This window comes from uncultured Phocaeicola sp., assembly GCF_948499155.1.
GTDB lineage: Bacteria > Bacteroidota > Bacteroidia > Bacteroidales > Bacteroidaceae > Phocaeicola > Phocaeicola faecalis.
The window spans coordinates 1-19,417 of the sequence record NZ_CAOOSE010000010.1; the positions used below are offsets into that span (position 1 = coordinate 1).

A 19,417-nucleotide genomic window follows, 5' to 3' on the forward strand; every position below is an offset into this window, starting at 1 on the left:
AGCTCGGTATGTTTTTCATGTAGGGGCAGATTGCATCATCCCCTCATTAAGTCGGTCGTCCTTCTTTTCCGTTCATCCTTACATTTTAATTAAAACACTCACATAATCAATTGGTTAAGAATGACGGCACATTCCCTCATCCTCCCTTCAGCCGCACTTTCCAAGTCCCTTCACAATCCCTTGTGTACTTTCTACACCTCTTTTCAGCCTGCCGTTTTCTGTAGGGGCAGACCCATGTGTCTGCCCGAGAACAGTTCACTTTAAGTTATTGGGGTCATTGGGCGGACACATGGGTCCGCCCCTACCGTAAAGTATTATCGAAAAAGTTCAAAAGCCGGAAGGAGTTTTACAAATGAAAGGAGGCTGAAAGGGCAGTGATGGGATATCCCTTCACTACCGGAACACCCATCAGCAGAGCGTTTCAATGGCTAATGAAAGGAGAAAGGGAGAAACGACGCAATCATCAGTAAATATCGGAATTCGAGATGGGAATCCGTACTTTATCATTTTGGTTCTGAAGGAACAAAGTACTACCGAAAAAGCTGATACTTTTATCTCTGATTTACAATAAGTTACATTTTTCAATGTAGCAATTGTATACTTTAGAATAGTGCAAAAAGTCATCTGTGTACCAAAAGTATCCCCAACATCGTTACACCTCTAAATATTTTGTTTATATTTGCTTCAAACTTCAAAACAATATGAAGATTATGAGAAACACCATCTTGATATTGTGTATACTTGCATTGTCAGGTTGCACAAACCAGTCGAAAAAACAAAGTGATGAAAGTGAAGAGACAGCATTTGTCTTGGATTCCACTATCAGAATCGGCGATGCCATTGAAAAGGCACTTCCATCCATGAAATTATCCGAAGTGGTGGACAGTATCGTATATGTGCCTTTGGAAACAAAAGTATATTTGACCAACGGATTATTACAGTATGTAAAGCCGTATTGGTGTGCCTTTCCCGGACGCTTATTCGATGCTAAAGGAAAATATGTCAAACAAATAGGAAAACTGGGAGGCGGACCGGGAGAAGATACCAGTCCATGGGGCTATATGGTTACCTATGACGAAAAGCGTGGCTTATTCTATACACAGGGAAACAAAATCATACAATATGACAGGAATGGCAAGTTTACAGGAGTAGAAAAGACGATACAATATACAAGCGGAGGCATGATTAGTGGCGGTTCCTTGACGGGTCTGGCAGGTATGGTTACAGCCGACAGCCTATATATGCTTGTCAATTATCCCGATTCTGTATATTGGATGAATACGAATCTCGACATTGTGTATAGCGAACGTATTCCGCTAGACAGCAGTCTGCATCAGCCGGCCAATGTTTATGCTCAAGGTATCCAATATGAGTTTTCAGACTACGACGGACATACCTTATTCTATAATTTCTTCACCGATTGCATGTACACAGTAACTGATAATGGGCTAAAAGTGAGATGGAAATTTGATATGAAAGATTTAGGGCCGGATAAACGTGCTTTCCTCAATGACTATATAACATATATTACAGGAATGGTGAAGATATCACGCCAGGCAAAGGGGGATGAAAAGACTAAAAAACTTCTTGCTGAGAATAGCGAATATGCCAAACTGGTAGACAATAAGAAAAGAATACTCAGCGCATACGAATCCGAACGCTATGTAGTGATGCAATGGATGAACATTATTGCCTATGAAGGTATACGCGGATATTCCCCACGTTTATTAGCCTTCCTTGATAAGACCAACGGAAATACTTTTGCCATATCAGAACATCTGACTGATGACATTGATGGTGGAAAACCTTTTGAGTTAAGACTGGGAGTACACAATGGTGCCATGGTCAGCTGGATATGGCCTTATGAACTGAAAGAGTATATCGCCCAACAGAAAGAAAAGGGAGAATGGGTAAGCGAGAAACTAGTAGCGTTTGCCGACGGATTGAAAGAAGACGACAACCCTGTATTAATCATGGCATATTTAAAAAAGAAATAATAAAAACACACATCATTGATTTAAATGAAATGGAATATTTTGAAGAAGGCACAAAACCTCCTTTTCTTGATTTGACAACACGAAAAGAATATCCCCACTACCTCCGGTTGAATGCCATGAACTGCGGTCTCTACCTGCCTGTGGGTGATAGCCAAAGTTTTCCTGCTTCTTCCTTGTGGCTCTACGATATTTTTGATACCTTGCCACTGTTTTTCAATTAGGTTAGTTGGATTATAGCTCATAACTTATTTAATCAAAAGACCTTTAAGTTACGAAATTACAATTAATCTACTGATTGACAAATGGATATCGATTATTTAATCAAAACAGTTTCTTATTAAATCTATGAAGAAAAACCGGATTGCTATTGCAGCATTTGCTTTGTTACTGACCTCGTGTGAAACCCAATTGGTAGAAAAGGTAGACCTTATTCCGCTGGCGGAAAATGTAGAAATTCATAAAGGCGCTTTTCCATTAAGTAATTTACAAAGCATACAAGTACCCGATGAGTGGAAACTCACCGCAAACAATTTTGTGAAAGACTTGCAAAAGACAGCCTCGTTAACCGTATCGTTAACTGATTCGGAGGGCACTTTGGCTATCGTTAAAAACGAGTCACTTTCTGCCGAAGCCTATCTGCTGAATATAGAGAAAAACCGGATTAAAATAGAAGCCGGCGATACACAGGGCGTCAATCATGGTTTGGCCAGTTTACTCCAACTGATTATGACTGCAAAAGATGCTCAATTACCGGTACTCACCATACACGACAAGCCTGTATTCGGTTATAGAGGATTGATGCTGGATTGTGCCCGTCACTTCTGGACGGTAGATGAATTGAAGGAAACACTTGACCACATGGCCTTTTTCAAACTCAACACCCTTCACATGCATCTCACTGATAATCAAGCCTGGCGATTATCTATGAATAAATATCCCAATTTAGTAAAAGAAGGTACCTATTATTATGATTTTCCCGAATTGTCCGGAAAATATTATAGCAAAGAGGACTTGAAGGAAATCGTAGCATACGCCGGAACACGGGGAATTGAGATTATTCCGGAAGTAGATTTGCCCGGTCATAGCATTGCATTGCTTGCCGCATTGCCTGAACTATCTTGCCGGGGAGGAAAATTCGAAGCCACTCCTGAGGAACGTGACTGGAACAAACGCAAACGTGGCAATGAAAATATGATTTGTATCGGCAATCCTCAGTCATTCGATTTTGCAGAAGATGTAATAGATGCACTTATCGAAATTTTCCCTTCGCAATATATACATTTCGGAGGTGATGAAGTTCCTACTGATATTTGGGAAAAATGTCCAAAATGTATGGCACTTTACAAACGCGAAGGAATGAAATCTCCGGGGGAAATTCAGGATTACTTCACTCGTAAAATGAGTGAATTGATTCGTTCTAAGGGTAAAATAATGATAGGCTGGGGGGAAATAAATGACAGACATGCAGCCAGTCCGAATGATGTATTGACTATTTGGAGGGATAATGGCGTGGAAAAACAGAAGGCTGCCTTGGAACATGGCATATCTGTTATCATGTGTCCGCAGCACGGTTGTTATTTCGACTGGGGGTATGCTGGGAACTCTACCCGTAAAGTATATGAGTGGAATCCCGTATCAGAAGGAGTCACTTCTGAACAACAAGCGTTGATAAAAGGAGGACAGGCTGCTTTGTGGACTGAACGCATCACTACTATGGACCGTGTGGAATGGATGCTTTATCCTCGCATCTGTGCCTTGTCGGAGGTGCTATGGAGTGAGCCTTCTGCCAGAAATTGGGATGATTTTTATCAACGTATTACCACGTTTTATCCTGTTATGAAGAAACTGGATATCAATTATTATGAAGATGATGCCATGAATGAAAAGGAGTTTGTTCCGTCAAACGAAAAGCCTGCTTTGGTTCGTAATGCACATATTGACACCAATATTCCGGGAAATCCTCCTTACCATGCAGAATATGCTTTTGATGGCAAATCGAATACTTTCTTCTGGGGTGGAACTTCTGTGGGGCCGGAGCATTATTTTACAATCGTTTTAGGTGAACCGATGAAAGTAAATGAAGTGAAAGTCATAACAGGAGATTCCAAAGATTATATCACCATGGCCGATCTTTTGATTAGTGAAGATGGTAAGAACTTTGTGAAAGTAGGTGAATTTGATGAACTGGGGCAAGCATCGACTACACTGGATGCTGCTAAAACAATAAAAGCAGTCAAGATTCAAATAACCGGCCAACATACTTGCTGGCCAATCATCAAAGAGATTATTTTAAAATAAAAGTGCTGCTACTGCTATCACCCATCCTTTCAAAACCACCGATAAACCGGACGTTTTGTGGGATGGTGACAGCACAAACCACATCCGAAATGTGCTATTTGTATATCAAAAAGATGCAAGGTATCTTAGATAAATCCGGCAATTTTCCCTGCCACTCTTTTACCGTCTTGGTCTTGATATATTCTCCTTCACAAGTGATATTGGCAGCAATGCACAACTTGGTTTGAGGACGACAGTTTTTCAGAATGTCTTCCGCCATCTTATTGTTTCGGTAAGGAGTTTCGATAAAGAGCTGCGTTTGGTCTTCTGAGTAAACGCGCTGTTCCAATACCTTAATCCGCTTGGCTCTTTCGCCCGGCTCAATGGGAAGGTAACCGTGGAAAGCAAAACTCTGACCGTTAAAGCCCGAACCCATGACAGACATAATAATGGAAGAAGGCCCTACTAACGGAACCACTTTCAGGTTCTTACGCTGGGCAATGGCTACTACATCGGCTCCCGGATCGGCAACAGCAGGACAGCCGGCTTCGGAAATTACTCCCATAGACTCACCCGACATTAACGGTTTCAGATAGCCGGAAATGTCTTCGGGAGAAGTGTGCTTGTTTAATGGATAGAATGTAAGTGAATCAATATCAATGCTACGCTCCACTTTCTTCAAAAAACGACGGGCAGAACGCACATCCTCGACTATAAAATGCTTGATGCCAAGGATAATTTCCTTGTTATATACCGGTAATACGTTCTCGACGGGAGTGTCGCCCAAAGTGACGGGCAACAGATATAATGCTGTTTCCATAATTCAGTTCTTTCAGAATAATCAGGGCTTGAAATCAACTTCACTCAATATACGGCGATAGTCGGTATCGTTCAATAAATCATTTATGGTTACGTCGTCATGAGTCTTCATATATTCGTCTATCAGCAATATGCCCATCCACACACCGATACTTGCCGGGGTTCGCTCACCACCTGTCATAATCGGTATAAAAGGGTCTTTACGAATATAGCTGCGCACAATCAACGGATCGGTAGCATCCAGATGTCCGTTGTCCAGCATACCTTTCCATAAGGCTGCTTTGTTCTTCCTGCACCATTCCGCCTCTTTCTCGTCATATCCCATCTCTTTCTCAAATGATTCATAACCTAATATGCGAGCTACTACCCAATTGATTTTTCCCCTATGCAGAATCATATCGAGCAAGGTACGTCCGGGACCCCAAGGCATGGGATATTCGCTCAATAAATAAAAGGTGAAACAATCTGGAACAATGCGGTCGGGCTCCATGCTGCGGCATTGGTAATCGTAGTAAAAACGTTTATAGAGGGGATAATCGGCCCCCATATATTTATCTATGCTGAACCCTACGATGCTGTCTCCTACCACTACCGACTGATTGAGGGCGGAAAGTTGGGCATAGAAATGAGGAACGGGCAAAGAGGGAACTTCTTTCTTCAACTGCTTGAAGCCTTTGGTGAGTTTCTTCTCTATCCAACCCATATCCTTGAATTTTTCTTCGGCATCCTGTATCAATACCAATAAGGTGGTATCGGCATAATACTCCATCAGACGGTCGTTTATCTTATTGTCGTCCACTTCACCGATGGCCAGCACATCTTCTATCAGAAGTTTGGTGGCTTGCGGAAAATCAGTATTCATCTTTTGCAGTGCCGAAAGGTTGTTCATGGTCACATACTCGAACAACAAACGGTCATAACGGGCTACTTTTATATCCAAATCGGCAGTATTGCCACTCTTTCCTCCGTTCCAATGACAAGAAGAAAGAGCAACAAGGCCTACCAATATGAATATAATTTTGCGTATCATCTGTGATTATCCGTAAATGATATTTCCGTTTTCGTCTTTATATTCGTCCAATCCCTTTTCGTAAGTCGCCATGGCGCGAAGACTCATACCTACGCTGGAGAAACCACCGTCGTGGAAAAGGTTCTGCATGGTCACTTTGCGGGTGAGGTCGGAGAACATTACTATGCAGTAATCTGCGCACTCGTCGGCAGAAGCATTGCCCAGCGGAGACATACGGTTGGCAAAATCGAACAGTTTGTCCATGCCTTTTACGCCCGAACCGGCAGTGGTCATGGTCGGTGACTGGGAAATAGTGTTTACACGCACGTGATGTTCACGTCCGTAGATATATCCGAAGCTGCGTGCAATAGACTCCAATAATGCCTTTGCATCAGCCATATCATTGTATCCGTAGAATGTACGCTGTGCGGCTACATAGCTCAAAGCCAAAATAGAACCGTATTCTGCAATGGCGTCCAGTTTCTTGGCAGCCTGAATCATTTTGTGGAACGATACGGCAGAGATGTCTAAAGTCTTGCCCAACATATCATAATCGAGGTCATCGTAAGTACGTTTTTTACGAACATTGGGAGACATACCGATAGAGTGCAAAACAAAATCTATCTTGCCACCCAGTACTTCCATTGAACGCTTGAATACATTTTCCAAATCTTCTACACTCGTAGCATCAGCAGGAATCACTTCGCAATGCAACTTGTCCGCCAAAGCCGAAACTTCACCCATACGGACTGCCACCGGAGTATTGGATAATGTAATGACAGCACCTTCCTCAACAGCTTTTTCTGCCACTTTCCATGCAATGGACTGTTCATTTAATGCACCAAAAATAATACCTCTTTTTCCTTTCAACAAATTGTAACTCATACCTATATTAGTGTTAAATTAGTTTGCAAAGATACAAACAATAAATGAATTATGCCTCATTTTTGCACACAAATGCAAAAAGAATGCAGTTTTAGAACAGTTTTTCCACTTCAAAAGTTTTAAAATATCAATAAATCCCACTATTCTGTCAAATTATACACACCCGGGAGAATCACATCCGCTATATTTGCTTCCGAATTAAGAGGTTTTTTCATAATATTTATTTAAGGTTAGGATTAGGTTAGATGAAACATTATCGCTCTTCTCGCAGACAGCCCGTGAGGGTGGTTTACGAGAGGGGGTGATAAGCCTTCTTAAGACAAGACACGAGGATTACGATTATTAATCTTAAACATACAATATAATACTCATGATTACATTATCAAGAAAAATGCTGCTCATCATTGCTGCATGTCTGCTGCCATTCTTTGCAGGATGCAACAGCTGCCCAAGTACAGACAGCCCGGAAGAAATAATTTCTCCGGATGTGTATGCCGGCCTTCCTTTTCGGATGGACAAAGTGGAACAACCGCAGTTTCCCGACTATTCGGTCAATATCATCGACTTCGGCGCGGTGCCCGATGGAGTGACGCTAAATACCCAAGCTATCAACAATGCTATAAAGGATGTTAATAAAAGGGGAGGCGGAAAAGTCGTGATTCCGGCGGGACTTTGGTTGTCAGGGCCTATCGAATTATTGAGTAATGTCAACTTATATACCGAGAAGAATGCGTTGGTGCTGTTTACCGATGACCATTCGCAATTCCCCATCATCGACACGTCGTTTGAAGGATTGGAAACACGCCGTTGCCAATCGCCTATTTCGGCTCGCAATGCCGAAAATATCGCCATTACCGGTCATGGAACATTCGACGGTAACGGAGACACATGGCGTCCCGTGAAAATGGACAAGCTGACCGAAAGCCAATGGAAGAAAAAAGTGGCATCGGGCGGCATTGTGGATGAAGACACTAAAGTATGGTATCCCAGTGAAGGTTCGAGAAAAGGGGCTATGGCTTGTGTCAACTTCAATGTGCCCAAAGGTATTGAGACGGATGAAGAATGGGAAAGCATCCGTGACTGGTTGCGCCCGGTATTGCTGAACTTTGTGAAATGTAACAAGGTGCTGCTGGAGGGTGCTACATTCAAGAACTCTCCTAGTTGGTGTCTGCATCCGTTGTCATGCGAGAATATTACAATTAACAAAGTTACCGTTTCCAATCCTTGGTATTCACAAAATGGGGATGCCCTCGACCTGGAATCTTGCAACAAGGCATTGATTATCAACAATTCTTTTGATGCGGGCGATGACGGTATCTGCATCAAGTCGGGCAAGGACGAAGACGGGCGCCGGCGCGGAGAGCCTTGCCGGAACGTGATTGTGATGAACAACACGGTGCTGCACGGACACGGCGGTTTTGTGGTAGGCAGCGAAATGTCGGGGGGAGTAAAGAATATCTTTGTCGATAATTGCACGTTTCTGGGTACGGATGTCGGACTGCGTTTTAAGAGCACGCGCGGACGCGGAGGTGTGGTGGAAAACATCTATATCAGTAATATCAATATGATTAACATTCCTAATGAAGCGTTGATTTTCAACCTGTTCTATGGCGGAAAAGGACGTGGAGAAGACCCGAATGAAGATGATAAAAAGGACGTGGAGGATATTCTTCCTGCAGTAACGGAAGAGACGCCGGTGTTCCGCAATATCTTTATCAAAGACATTACTTGCAAGGGAGTTGGAAGAGCCGCATTCTTCAACGGTTTGCCGGAGATGAGAATAAAGAACATAAATATGGAGAACATCACTGTATCCAATGCCAAAGAAGGCATCGTTTTGAAAGAAGCAGATGGGGTAAGCATGAAGAATATCAAGATAGAATTATTGAAAGATGGTTCTACACTGAAAATGCAGCAAGTTTCCAATGTAACAATTGACGGACAGACTCATGCTGAAGTTGGAGCCGGTGGGAAAGAACTCAATTTCTAATAATTTTCCCGATAATGGGGGTTATGACATCAGTCGAATGCAATATTATCTTTGTTACGAATTTAATACATATAATAATGAAAAGACACTCAATGATTGCCCTCGCATTGCTGGCAGGATGCTGTACCGGTTCTTTTGCGCAGCAGGCAGAAAAGATGCTGACAGTAGAAGTCAGTAACGAATGGACCAAGAATAAGACTGATGAACCTATTGTTATAGACCTAAACAGTCTAAAGACCGGCTTCAACGTAAAATCGGCCACTGTATGGGAAGGTAACAGAGAAATTCCATCTCAATTGGACGACCTGAATCGGGATGCCCGTGCCGACGAGCTGGCTTTCCTTGCCGATGTGCCGGCCAAAAGCAGCAAGAACTTCCGCATCGTCCTTTCTTCCGAAAAGAGCGACAAAACTTATCCTGCCCGCACCTATGCCCAAATGAAAGCTTACGGACATAATAACAAGTATGCCAACATTACCGGATTTTCAGCTGCCGGAACGGAAAACGTATATAGCTTTGTCTATCATCACGGGCCTGCCATAGAAAGTGAACTGGTGGCTTACCGTATCTATTTCAACGAAAAACAAACAGTTGACCCTTATAGTAAGGTAAACAAACGCCTGGAAATAAAGGAAACCTGCTTTTATCCCACGAAAGAGCAACGTGCAAACGGCTATGGCGACGATGCCTTGCGGGTGTACAACAGCGGTGGAGTAGGTGCTTTGAAAGGCTGGAACGGTAAAGAAGCGACCCACATAAAACCGGTAGTAAACCGCACGGAGCGGATATTGGCATCCGGTCCGGTACGCGCCATTGCAGAAGTGGAAGTCATAGGCTGGGAATATCAAGGAAATGATTTGAATATGACCAACCGGTATACCATTTACGGTGGGCATCGTGATATACGCATCGATGTCATGTTCGACCGTCCTTTGAAAGAAGAAGTTTTCGCTGCAGGCGTACAGATTTTGAAAAAAGGAGAGCACATGAGTGACCACCAAGGGTTGCTGGGCAGTTGGGGTACGGACTGGCCCGTAAGTGATACCTTGGGCTATGCAAAGGAGACCACAGGTATGGGAACTTTCATCCCTAAATACAGAACACAGGAAGTAGAAGATGCGTCCAATTATCTATATATCCTGCAAGCTCCGGGAAAACAACATTTCCATTACTACTCCACTTTTACTTCAAAGAAGGAGAGTTTCGGATTCAAAGACATGAAAGCATGGTTCGAGTACCTTCCCGAATGGAAAAAGGAATTGGAACATCCGTGCAAAATCACAGTTAAATAAAAGCAGTACTATGAAACGACTCATCGCTATCTGTCTGCTAGAAGCATGCTTCTTATCGGCTTCTGCACAGAATTACGTATCTCAAGTATGGATAGCCGACCAAGGTAACGGAACTTATAAAAACCCAATTCTCTACGCCGATTATTCCGACCCCGACATTTGCCGCGTAGGAGAAGACTATTACCTGACTTCGTCCAGTTTCAACTGTCTGCCGGGATTACAAATATTGCATTCCAAAGACCTTGTCAACTGGAGCATCATCGGTGCAGCAGTGCCCTATGCACTTCCCCCCGTCACCGATGTGCGCCCTGAACACGGCAATCGCGTATGGGCACCCAGCATCCGCCATCACGATGGAGCATTCCATATCTTCTGGGGAGACCCGGACCAAGGAGTATTTATGGTCAAAGCCAAGAATCCGGAAGGACCTTGGAGTGAACCTGTCCTTGTGAAGCCCGGAAAAGGAATTATCGACACCACCCCCCTATGGGATGAAGATGGTCGCGTATACTTGGTTCATGCGTATGCAGGAAGCCGTGCCGGACTGAAAAGTGTAATCAGCATCTGCGAACTGAGTTCTGATGCCACTAAAGCTATCACCCAATCACGCATCATTTTTGATGGTCACGAAGTACATCAGACTTGCGAAGGGCCCAAGTTCTACAAACGCAATGGATATTATTACATCTTCCATCCGGCAGGTGGTGTACCTACAGGATGGCAGGTGGTACTGCGCTCAAAGAACGTATACGGCCCTTACGAATGGAAGACAGTGCTGGCACAAGGAAAATCACCTGTAAACGGTCCTCATCAGGGCGGATGGGTAGATACTCCCACCGGAGAAGATTGGTTCATACACTTTCAGGATGTAGGCGCTTACGGACGACTGGTTCATCTGCAACCCATGAAATGGGTGAACGACTGGCCTGTAATCGGTGTAGATGAAGATGGGGATGGTTGCGGCGAACCTGTACTGACATACAAGAAACCCAATGTAGGCAAAACTTATCCCATCTGCACTCCGCAGGAAAGTGATGAATTTGACGGCTATACATTATCCCCTCAATGGCAGTGGCAAGCCAACATCAATGAGAAATGGGCTTATTTCAATGGAGGGGAAAGCTATGTGCGTCTCTACTCCTACCCCGTCAGCGAAGATTATAAGAGTCTTTGGGATGTCTCTAACCTGATGTTGCAGAAGACTCCGGCTCCCAACTTTACTGCCACAACCAAACTGACTTTCAAACCGACAGAAAAGTATAAAGGGGAACGTACCGGATTGATAGTAATGGGAATGGACTATGCCGGATTGGTGATTGAAAACACAGACAACGGTCTGATACTGTCACAGGTAGAATGTATGAAAGCCGACCGCTCCGGTTCTGAAAAAGTGAATGCTTCCGTTCCTTTAAAAGACGGTACCGTTTATCTCCGTGCCAAGTTCTCTGCCAACGGAGAGAAAATAAAAGGCAGCGAAGGAGGTCATGACCTGCTTGTGAAATGTCAGCTGAGCTATAGTACAGACAGCAAGAAGTTTCAACCACTGGGAAAAACATTCCAAGTAAAAGAAGGAAAATGGATTGGTGCCAAAGTTGGTATCTTCTGCACCCGCCCTGCCATTGTCAGCAATGACGGTGGTTGGACAGATGTCGATTGGTTCAGAATTGAAAAATAAAGAAGATATTTATCATCTTTGGCAGACCTGTATTGCATTAATAATTTAAAAGGGAGTGTGTCAAAACTAAACCAGCCTATCCAATCGTCAGCTGTAGGGGCAGGGTTTGCCTGCCCGAAGACACAAAGTAAACTGTTTTCGGGCGAGCGAACCTCGCCCCTACGAACTAAACGACAGTATTATCCACGTTTTGACACAATCCCTTTATACTAATTTGTAACAAACTTATCCCAAGAATGAAATCAGCACGCCGGCAGCCACTGCCGAACCGATTACACCCGAAATATTACTTGCCATACAGTATTGAAGCACATGATTCTTCGGGTCATACTTCAATGCGATTTCATTTGCCACACGGCTCGCCATCGGCACAGCACTCAGACCACATGCACCAATCAACGGATTTATCTTTTTCTTGGTGAACAGATTAAATACCTTCACAAAGAAAATACCACCGGAAATAGACAATGCAAATGCCAGGAAACCGCCAATCACGATGCCGATAGTTGTCCAGTTGAGGAATGCTTCGGTAGTCATGGTGGCACCAACCGAAAGTCCCAGGAAAATGGTGGCGGCATTCATGATGCTGTTTGATGCCGCATCGAACAGACGCGAGGTATCGCTGCCGATTTCTTTCACCAAATTACCAAACATCAGCATACCAATCAAAGGCACTGCACTCGGCACGAACAAGGCCACGACCGTAGTAACGACAATCGGGAAAAAAATCTTCAGCACACGCAGATTCTTAATTTCTGTCTTTGAAGGGTATTTCTTTTCTTGTTCTTTCATATTGATACTCAACTCCTTCTTGGTACACCACAGTTTGACTACCAAAGGAATGATAACCGGAACCAAAGCCATGTAGGAATAAGCTGCAATAGCAATCGGACCCAACAGATGAGGAGCCAACTTGATGGTAGTAAAGATAGCTGTCGGGCCATCAGCACCACCGATAATACCCAGTGCGGCAGCTTCCTTCGGCGTAAAGCCCATCAAAATAGCTACCAACAATACAGTGAAAATACCCAACTGTGCGGCAGCGCCGAAAATAGAGAGTCGCAGGTTACGAAGCATCGGACCAAAGTCCGTCAAAGCACCCACACCCATAAAAATAATAGGCGGAAGGAAACCTGTCTTTATCAACATATAGTAGATGAAATTCATTAATCCGAGGTCGTGTGCAATTTCGTGCAACGGCATCTCCCAAATGTTTTTCATCACCCCGTTCACCATTACCATGCCGTTTTCATCGGCTTGGATTACGCCCATTTCACCACCGGGAAAGTTGGCCAGCAATACTCCGAAAGCAATCGGAATCAGCAATAACGGCTCATACTTCTTCTTAATACCCAGATAAAGCAAGATGAACGCAATGGCATACATTATCAAGAACTGCGGCTCGGCAATAATATTGCTGAAGGCAGTCATTTCATATAGTCTTGCAAATATATCTTCCATTATAATATCTTCATTAATACGTCATCTTCCGACACTGAATCACCCGAGTTTGCACAAACAGCAGTGATGGTTCCATCATATTCGGCACGAATGGCATTGTATGTCTTCATAGCCTCCACATAACAGATGACCTCTCCTTTTGCCACTTTGTCGCCTACCTTCTTTGGTGTTTCCTGTGCATTCTTTACCAAGAAGAATTTTCCTTCCAACGGAGAAAGGATATCTTTTCCCTCGCCCACCGGAGCGGCAGCCTGAGCCGCCGGAGCAGTTCCCGCAGCAGCATTGAGAGTAGCAGGATCTACGGCACCGTAGGCTACCGTCACGCGATAGGGCTGGCCGTTTACATCCACCGTCAATACCTTCGTCTTGTTCTCTGCTTCGGCTGGAGCCGTCGCATTGGCTTTTTCTTCACGGCGCTTCTTCACATCCGCCAAGAAATCTTCTTTAGCCTTTCCACTCTTATAAGCTTCATACTGAGCCGGATGCATGGCATACTCAAAGAGTTCTTCATCGTCCTGACCCTTATCCCATTGCTTTTCGAGCATCATCTTACGGTATTTATCCAATTGGTCAGGATAATTATCCTGCGGATTACCATCGAAGAACTTGCGGCCTTCGCGTTCTGCCTTTTCTATAATCTCGGGAGCCAATTTGCCCGGCAGACGGCCGGCTTTGCCCAAAATCATATCCCAGATATCATCGGCAATCATGCCCCAGCGTTCTTTACCCTTTTCCATGGCCATTACGTTCATCATGGCAAGGTTCTTCACGTATTGGCTGAACGGAGTCACCAAAGGAGGATAACCGACACGCGGCCATACATAAGCCACTTCATTGAAGAGTTTTATCAGCAGCTCGTCTTGAGTCATAAACGGCAAATTGCGTTTTGCCTTATACTTGTTAATAGATTCAAGATTTGTTTCGAGGTCGGCCATCAAGCTTCCCATCATACCGCCCGGAAGCCCCGGAGCAATTAAGAGCGAGTTCATCAAACGGTTCTTCGGGCTGATATATAGTCCGAGGAAATCATCCATAAATTCCTGAATAAGAGAACGTACTTTCATATACGCCTCCATATTGATTTCGGGCACTTTGAAACCGGCATCCTTCAGCATAGCCTGCACACTGATGAGATCGGCATGTCCCGTGCCCCATGACAACGGCTCCATGCCGACATCAATATAGTCGCAACCCGCCTGGCATACTTCCAATATAGAAGCCATGTTGAAACCGGGTCCTGCGTGAGAGTGGTATTGAATGGGAATATTCTTTATCTTCTTGATTCCTGCTACTATCTTGCCCAGTGAGACAGGACGTCCGATACCTGCCATATCCTTGATACAGATTTCGTCAGCTCCGGCTTCGATAAGCTGTTTGGCCATGTTCACATAATATTCCACAGTGTGTACCGGAGAGAAAGTGATACAGAGGGAGCATTGTGAAATCATGCCGGCATCATGGGCATAACCGATAGAGGGGATAATATTGCGGACATCATTCAAGCCGCAAAAAGTACGGGTAATATCTGTTCCTTGCGCGTGTTTTACTTTATAGAATAATTTACGGACGTCTGCCGGAACGGGACTCATCCGAAGACCATTCAATGCGCGGTCTAGCATGTGTGTCTGGATACCTGCCTCGTGGAAGGGTTTTGTCCATTCGCGCACTGCTTTATTCGGATTCTCGCCAAACAATAAATTTACCTGTTCAAAACCACCGCCATTTGTTTCTACGCGGGCAAAACAACCCATTTCAATAATGGCCGGGGCAACTTTTACCAACTGGTCTACGCGGGGCACATACTTGCCTGCGCTCTGCCACATATCGCGGAAGACCAGACTAAATTTTACTTCTCTTTCCATTTTCCTTAAATGTGTTTTTCTTTTGGATTATAGCTTCTCAATTTTTATCACCTGACCTTTACCTGCCGTCAAAATCTCTACTGCCGCCTTAATAGCATCCATAGCTCCCGCATCGGCTGTAGGAGCTACTGTCGGCACTTTCTTGGGAGCTTCTTCGGGGGCTACCTTGTTGACAATAGTAATGAGGTACTTGCTCAGATAGATAACAATGAGTAGTATGACAAAAACAGTAGTCATTCCAACTACCATCAGCATCAATCCAACTCCTATGTTCTCCATAAATCTAGTGTTATTAATAGTACTTACTACACTTATAGGTTATTCAAAGCCTAAAAAGTGCTCAAATTTAGGCATTTCGGCTCTATTTTTATAATAAAGGGTTTGAAAAATATGCAAAATTAGTAGAAATCAAAATAGAAATTTCACCAAACATGGATTGTCATCTTCTACTCTCCGGAGTATTTTAGCCTGCTCTTCCTCTCCCACTAGCGAAAGCAATTTCTCCAACTCTTCTGTGGGCATCAGCATAAGCATATAATCTTCCGCTATCAGTTCCGGCCTCAGTCCGATGCCTTCGACGGTTTGTTTAAAAAAGTAAGATTTACCAGTATCGATGACTGCATCATAAATCAGCCAAGGATATTCCTCCGACCCCTGTCCTACTTTGCCGATAGAACGGATATACTTTCCCTGACTGTCAAAGACCATCAGTGTGATATGATTGTATGTCGGATAATCTTCGGAAATAAATAATAGTTGCCATTACTTTCGCACACTCTGACAATATGTGCCAACAGTGAAGAGTCATTCGTTTCCAACGGAATGACCTCCACCTTAGTAAACAGGTCTTTTACCGATACGGAAGTTTCCTCCAAAGACACCTGTAGCACCCTCCTCTCCTCCTGTTTGGAAGAAGAGGAACAGGATGCCAACAAAAACAAAAATGAAAGAATAAAAAGGTGTTTCATAGTATTGGTTGTCCATCTTAAAATAAGATTTCTTCTTTAGACTTTCGCTTCTTTTCTGTCGGTTCGTCTTCAGCATATCCTACAGGAATCAAAACGGCCGGCTCAATATATTCGGGCAATCCTAAAACAGTGCTGCACTGAGAAGCATCGAAATTACACACCCAGCACGTACCCAAACCCTGCTCGGTAGCAGCCAGACAGAGGTGTTCCACCGCAATGGCTATATCAATATCTGCATGATCTTTGTTGTCGGCACGACGATGCCATGATTCTTCATGATTTGTGCAAGCCACAATGATACAGGGAGCTGTGGCAAGCCACTCACGCTTATAGCATTGCTGCAACGCCTTTAATGTAGGTTCATCTGTGACTATTTTAAACCGCCACGGTTGGAAATTAACTGCCGAGGGAGCCAAACGTACACACTCCATGATATACTCCAATTTTTCTGTCTCAACCGAACGACCGGCATATTTGCGGGCAGAATAGCGCGCTTTTACTAATTCTAGAAAGTTCATAAGCATTATTATTAGTTTGCAGACAAAAATACTAACTTTGCACCGATAAAAAAATACAAATATGAAGAAACTTGTGATATTTGATTTAGACGGCACATTGCTGAATACAATAGCTGATTTGGCTGCCGCTACCAACCAAGCTTTACAGTACTATGGCTATCCCACTCATGACACGGATGCCTACCGTTTCTTTGTAGGAAACGGAATCAACAAACTGTTTGAACGAGCATTGCCCGAAAGTGAAAGAAATGAAGAAAATATTTTAAAAATACGTTCTCAGTTCGTTCCTTATTACGATAAGCATAATGCTGATTTAAGCCGTCCTTATCCGGGTATGGAGGAACTACTGCTGACTTTGCAAAAGAGCGGAATAAAGACAGCCGTAGCATCCAATAAATATCAAGCTGCCACACGGAAGCTGATTTCACACTATTTCCCCGAAATAAATTTTGTGGAAGTATTGGGACAAAGGGAAGGAATACCTGCCAAGCCAGACCCTTCTATTGTAAATGATATCATTGCCATAGCCGGAGTTGCCAAAGAAGAAGTGCTGTACGTAGGAGACTCCAATGTCGATATGCAAACGGCGCACAATGCCGGAGTCACTGCCGTAGGAGTAGCCTGGGGATTCAGACCGCGAACAGAACTTGAAGCCCTTCATCCTGCACACATCATCGAAAAAGCAGAGGAACTGATTCCATTGCTCAATTGATTCGGACGAAAATATGTACAGACAGCAGATATAGTGAAAACATTTCATCAAAGAACTTCTCTTTATGGAAAATAATATGTATGTTTGACCGGCTTTAAATAAAAATGAAATGAAAAGGAATAGAATACTGATTATATTATTCGCTATACTGATAACGACCGGAGCAAAAGCTCAATTAAAAGAAACGATCCAACAGATATTAGGCAGTGACTCCACTCAAACAATATCCTCTGCGACCTCTTCGGACTCTATCCGCATCAAACAGATGCAGCAAGAACTTGAGACCGCACGTCTGAACGAGGCCAATATGAGACTTGAGATGGAGCAGTTGAGGCTTGAAACTTTCTCTGCTGATTCACTGAAACAGGCCCAGCAAAAAATGCGTATCGATTCGCTGAGGCGAGTGACCAAGGGAGTACCGGTTATAGTGGAAGGAGATACTTTATTCTACCTATATACCAAGCGGGGCGGATATACCCCTCAAACCAGAGCGGAAATGGATGCAGCCATCATCACTGAATTAGGAGAACAATTCAATCTGCATCCCGATTCCGTTTATATTGAGAACTCGGATATCGTTTCGGATATCATGTATGGCAATAAAGTGATTGTTTCTTTCACTGACCAAGACGGATTATGGGAAAACAGTACGCGCGAACAACTGGCAGAACATGTCCGTACAATTATTGTAAACAAGCTGAAAACAATGCACGAAGAGCATAGCTTTATACAATTATGTAAACGCATTCTCTATTTTATCCTTGTCCTGGCAGGCCAATACCTGCTTTTCCGGATCACGCTCTGGCTATACCGGAAAAGCAAAGTCAGGATACAGCAATTAAAAGACACCAAATTAAAGTCTGTCTCTATCCAAAATTATGAAATACTGGACACACAGAAACAGGTGAATCTCTTGATTTTCTTTGCCAATATGGTACGCTATGTTCTTGTCTTCCTACAATTGCTGATTACGGTCCCGATGCTGTTTGCCATCTTTCCGCAAACCAAAGATCTGGCTTACAAAATATTATTCTATATTTGGAATCCCATAAAAGAAATCTTTAAAGATATAGTGAACTATGTACCTAATTTATTTACCATACTGGTGATTTATTATGCCATCAGATATGTGATAAAAGGTTTGCATTATCTGGCAACAGAAGTTGACTCTGAGAGGCTGAAAATAAACGGTTTCTACCCCGACTGGGCTATGCCGACTTTCCATATCATACGGTTCCTGCTCTATGCCTTTATGATAGCCATGATTTATCCGTACTTGCCGGGATCTGATTCCGGCGTATTCCAAGGGATTTCAGTATTTGTCGGTCTGATTATCTCACTCGGTTCAAGTACTGTCATTGGTAACATCATTGCAGGGTTTGTCATTACTTATATGCGGCCGTTCAAATTGGGAGACCGTATCAAGCTGAACGAGACAACAGGAAATGTGGTAGAAAAAACGGCTTTCGTAACCCGAATCCGTACACCGAAAAATGAAGTGGTGACGATACCCAATTCATTTATCATGTCCTCACATACCGTCAACTATAGCGCATCAGCAAGAACATACGGACTAATCATTCATTCGGAAGTGACCATCGGCTATGATGCACCTTGGAGGAAAGTACATCAGCTACTTATTGATGCTGCTTTGGCCACTCCGGGAATACAGGCCAATCCTGAACCATTTGTGCTGGAAACATCATTAAGTGATTGGTATCCGGTTTATCAGGTCAATGCCTATATAAAGGATGCGGACAAGATGGCCATCATCTACTCTGATTTGCACCAAAACATACAGGATTATTTCAATAAGGCAGGCATTGAGATTATGTCTCCCCACTATGTTGCCACAAGAGATGGTAATGAAATAACCATCCCTAAAGAAACAGCCGAAGAATAAAATGAACAATTATCCGTTTTTTACGTTTTTATAGATAAATAGTATAAAC

Annotated in this window: 17 protein-coding genes; 8 read left to right on the forward strand and 9 right to left on the reverse strand. The window is 43.5% G+C overall.

All coding sequences use genetic code 11. From position 1 onward, the window contains the following. Nucleotides 1-701: 701 nt before the first annotated feature. From QYT14_RS09240 to QYT14_RS09250, 3 genes are all read left to right on the forward strand, one after another. Nucleotides 702-1,997: a 6-bladed beta-propeller gene (locus QYT14_RS09240; protein WP_288324701.1), complete on the forward strand. Its 1,296-nt coding sequence runs from the start codon at nt 702-704 to the stop codon at nt 1,995-1,997. 29 nt (nt 1,998-2,026) lie between these two features. Further along, nucleotides 2,027-2,218: a hypothetical protein gene (locus QYT14_RS09245; protein ID WP_288324700.1), complete on the forward strand. Its 192-nt coding sequence runs from the start codon at nt 2,027-2,029 to the stop codon at nt 2,216-2,218. Between the two features lie 124 nt (nt 2,219-2,342). Next, entirely contained in the window at nt 2,343-4,295 is a 1,953-nt protein-coding gene (locus tag QYT14_RS09250) for a family 20 glycosylhydrolase (protein ID WP_288324699.1), read from the forward strand. A 94-nt stretch (nt 4,296-4,389) separates the two neighbouring features. Here the strand turns inward: QYT14_RS09250 and QYT14_RS09255 are convergent, their stop codons facing one another. From QYT14_RS09255 to QYT14_RS09265, 3 genes are read right to left on the reverse strand one after another with little or no spacing between them, the layout of a single operon-like run. After that, complete coding sequence (locus tag QYT14_RS09255; RefSeq protein WP_005940971.1) at nt 4,390-5,094, reverse strand: SAM-dependent methyltransferase; 705 nt, start codon at nt 5,092-5,094, stop codon at nt 4,390-4,392. A 21-nt stretch (nt 5,095-5,115) separates the two neighbouring features. Further along, nucleotides 5,116-6,123 carry a gliding motility lipoprotein GldB gene (locus QYT14_RS09260; RefSeq protein ID WP_288324697.1) on the reverse strand — a complete coding sequence of 336 codons (1,008 nt, stop codon included), beginning with the start codon at nt 6,121-6,123 and terminating at the stop codon, nt 5,116-5,118. A 6-nt stretch (nt 6,124-6,129) separates the two neighbouring features. Next, nucleotides 6,130-6,987, reverse strand: a complete 858-nt coding sequence (locus QYT14_RS09265; RefSeq protein WP_237039246.1) for an enoyl-ACP reductase — start codon at nt 6,985-6,987, stop codon at nt 6,130-6,132. Between the two features lie 370 nt (nt 6,988-7,357). On the opposite strand from QYT14_RS09265, the gene QYT14_RS09270 reads away from it, so the two are divergent. The 3 genes from QYT14_RS09270 to QYT14_RS09280 all read left to right on the forward strand — a co-directional run bounded on the left by QYT14_RS09270 (nt 7,358) and on the right by QYT14_RS09280 (nt 11,944). Further along, on the forward strand, nt 7,358-8,977 hold the full coding sequence (locus QYT14_RS09270; protein WP_288324695.1) for a glycoside hydrolase family 28 protein: 1,620 nt from the start codon (nt 7,358-7,360) through the stop codon (nt 8,975-8,977). 77 nt (nt 8,978-9,054) lie between these two features. Beyond that, a complete protein-coding gene (locus QYT14_RS09275; protein WP_288324694.1) occupies nt 9,055-10,269 on the forward strand; it encodes a DUF4861 domain-containing protein in 1,215 nt (404 codons plus the stop codon). Between the two features lie 10 nt (nt 10,270-10,279). Beyond that, nucleotides 10,280-11,944, forward strand: coding sequence for a glycoside hydrolase 43 family protein (locus QYT14_RS09280; RefSeq protein ID WP_288324693.1), 1,665 nt, complete (start codon nt 10,280-10,282; stop codon nt 11,942-11,944). A gap of 225 nt (nt 11,945-12,169) precedes the next feature. Here the strand turns inward: QYT14_RS09280 and QYT14_RS09285 are convergent, their stop codons facing one another. From QYT14_RS09285 to QYT14_RS09310, 6 genes are all read right to left on the reverse strand, one after another. Next, nucleotides 12,170-13,405 carry a sodium ion-translocating decarboxylase subunit beta gene (locus tag QYT14_RS09285; protein WP_288324692.1) on the reverse strand — a complete coding sequence of 412 codons (1,236 nt, stop codon included), beginning with the start codon at nt 13,403-13,405 and terminating at the stop codon, nt 12,170-12,172. Further along, the gene (locus tag QYT14_RS09290; RefSeq protein WP_288324691.1) at nt 13,405-15,267 is read right to left on the reverse strand and encodes a biotin/lipoyl-containing protein; all 1,863 of its coding nucleotides are present in this window, start codon (nt 15,265-15,267) and stop codon (nt 13,405-13,407) included. Before QYT14_RS09290 ends, QYT14_RS09285 begins: the two co-directional genes overlap by 1 nt. A 27-nt stretch (nt 15,268-15,294) precedes the next feature. Beyond that, the gene (locus QYT14_RS09295; RefSeq protein ID WP_237039240.1) at nt 15,295-15,546 is read right to left on the reverse strand and encodes an OadG family protein; all 252 of its coding nucleotides are present in this window, start codon (nt 15,544-15,546) and stop codon (nt 15,295-15,297) included. 129 nt (nt 15,547-15,675) lie between these two features. Beyond that, a complete protein-coding gene (locus QYT14_RS09300; protein WP_288324690.1) occupies nt 15,676-15,975 on the reverse strand; it encodes a 6-bladed beta-propeller in 300 nt (99 codons plus the stop codon). Then, nucleotides 15,975-16,235, reverse strand: a complete 261-nt coding sequence (locus QYT14_RS09305; RefSeq protein WP_288324689.1) for a 6-bladed beta-propeller — start codon at nt 16,233-16,235, stop codon at nt 15,975-15,977. Before QYT14_RS09305 ends, QYT14_RS09300 begins: the two co-directional genes overlap by 1 nt. 17 nt (nt 16,236-16,252) lie before the next feature. Continuing rightward, on the reverse strand, nt 16,253-16,753 hold the full coding sequence (locus QYT14_RS09310) for a nitroreductase family protein (protein ID WP_237039239.1): 501 nt from the start codon (nt 16,751-16,753) through the stop codon (nt 16,253-16,255). A gap of 61 nt (nt 16,754-16,814) precedes the next feature. On the opposite strand from QYT14_RS09310, the gene QYT14_RS09315 reads away from it, so the two are divergent. Beyond that, nucleotides 16,815-17,465 (forward strand): HAD family hydrolase, encoded by a 651-nt coding sequence (locus QYT14_RS09315; protein WP_237039234.1) that lies wholly within the window; start codon nt 16,815-16,817, stop codon nt 17,463-17,465. A 109-nt stretch (nt 17,466-17,574) separates the two neighbouring features. Beyond that, nucleotides 17,575-19,368, forward strand: coding sequence for a mechanosensitive ion channel family protein (locus QYT14_RS09320; protein WP_237039233.1), 1,794 nt, complete (start codon nt 17,575-17,577; stop codon nt 19,366-19,368). Nucleotides 19,369-19,417: the final 49 nt, after the last annotated feature.

Bases quoted from the DNA above. Each gene is read 5' to 3' on its own strand.
- QYT14_RS09295 (WP_237039240.1), bottom strand. From the start codon at position 15,546: ATGGAGAACATAGGAGTTGGATTGATGCTGATGGTAGTTGGAATGACT.
- QYT14_RS09255 (WP_005940971.1), bottom strand. From the start codon at position 5,094: ATGGAAACAGCATTATATCTGTTGCCCGTCACTTTGGGCGACACTCCC.
- QYT14_RS09305 (WP_288324689.1), bottom strand. From the start codon at position 16,235: ATGAAACACCTTTTTATTCTTTCATTTTTGTTTTTGTTGGCATCCTGT.
- QYT14_RS09275 (WP_288324694.1), top strand. From the start codon at position 9,055: ATGAAAAGACACTCAATGATTGCCCTCGCATTGCTGGCAGGATGCTGT.
- QYT14_RS09285 (WP_288324692.1), bottom strand. From the start codon at position 13,405: ATGGAAGATATATTTGCAAGACTATATGAAATGACTGCCTTCAGCAAT.
- QYT14_RS09310 (WP_237039239.1), bottom strand. From the start codon at position 16,753: ATGAACTTTCTAGAATTAGTAAAAGCGCGCTATTCTGCCCGCAAATAT.
- QYT14_RS09320 (WP_237039233.1), top strand. From the start codon at position 17,575: ATGAAAAGGAATAGAATACTGATTATATTATTCGCTATACTGATAACG.
- QYT14_RS09260 (WP_288324697.1), bottom strand. From the start codon at position 6,123: ATGATACGCAAAATTATATTCATATTGGTAGGCCTTGTTGCTCTTTCT.
- QYT14_RS09300 (WP_288324690.1), bottom strand. From the start codon at position 15,975: ATGGTCTTTGACAGTCAGGGAAAGTATATCCGTTCTATCGGCAAAGTA.
- QYT14_RS09270 (WP_288324695.1), top strand. From the start codon at position 7,358: ATGATTACATTATCAAGAAAAATGCTGCTCATCATTGCTGCATGTCTG.
- QYT14_RS09280 (WP_288324693.1), top strand. From the start codon at position 10,280: ATGAAACGACTCATCGCTATCTGTCTGCTAGAAGCATGCTTCTTATCG.
- QYT14_RS09315 (WP_237039234.1), top strand. From the start codon at position 16,815: ATGAAGAAACTTGTGATATTTGATTTAGACGGCACATTGCTGAATACA.
- QYT14_RS09245 (WP_288324700.1), top strand. From the start codon at position 2,027: ATGGAATATTTTGAAGAAGGCACAAAACCTCCTTTTCTTGATTTGACA.
- QYT14_RS09250 (WP_288324699.1), top strand. From the start codon at position 2,343: ATGAAGAAAAACCGGATTGCTATTGCAGCATTTGCTTTGTTACTGACC.
- QYT14_RS09290 (WP_288324691.1), bottom strand. From the start codon at position 15,267: ATGGAAAGAGAAGTAAAATTTAGTCTGGTCTTCCGCGATATGTGGCAG.
- QYT14_RS09240 (WP_288324701.1), top strand. From the start codon at position 702: ATGAAGATTATGAGAAACACCATCTTGATATTGTGTATACTTGCATTG.
- QYT14_RS09265 (WP_237039246.1), bottom strand. From the start codon at position 6,987: ATGAGTTACAATTTGTTGAAAGGAAAAAGAGGTATTATTTTTGGTGCA.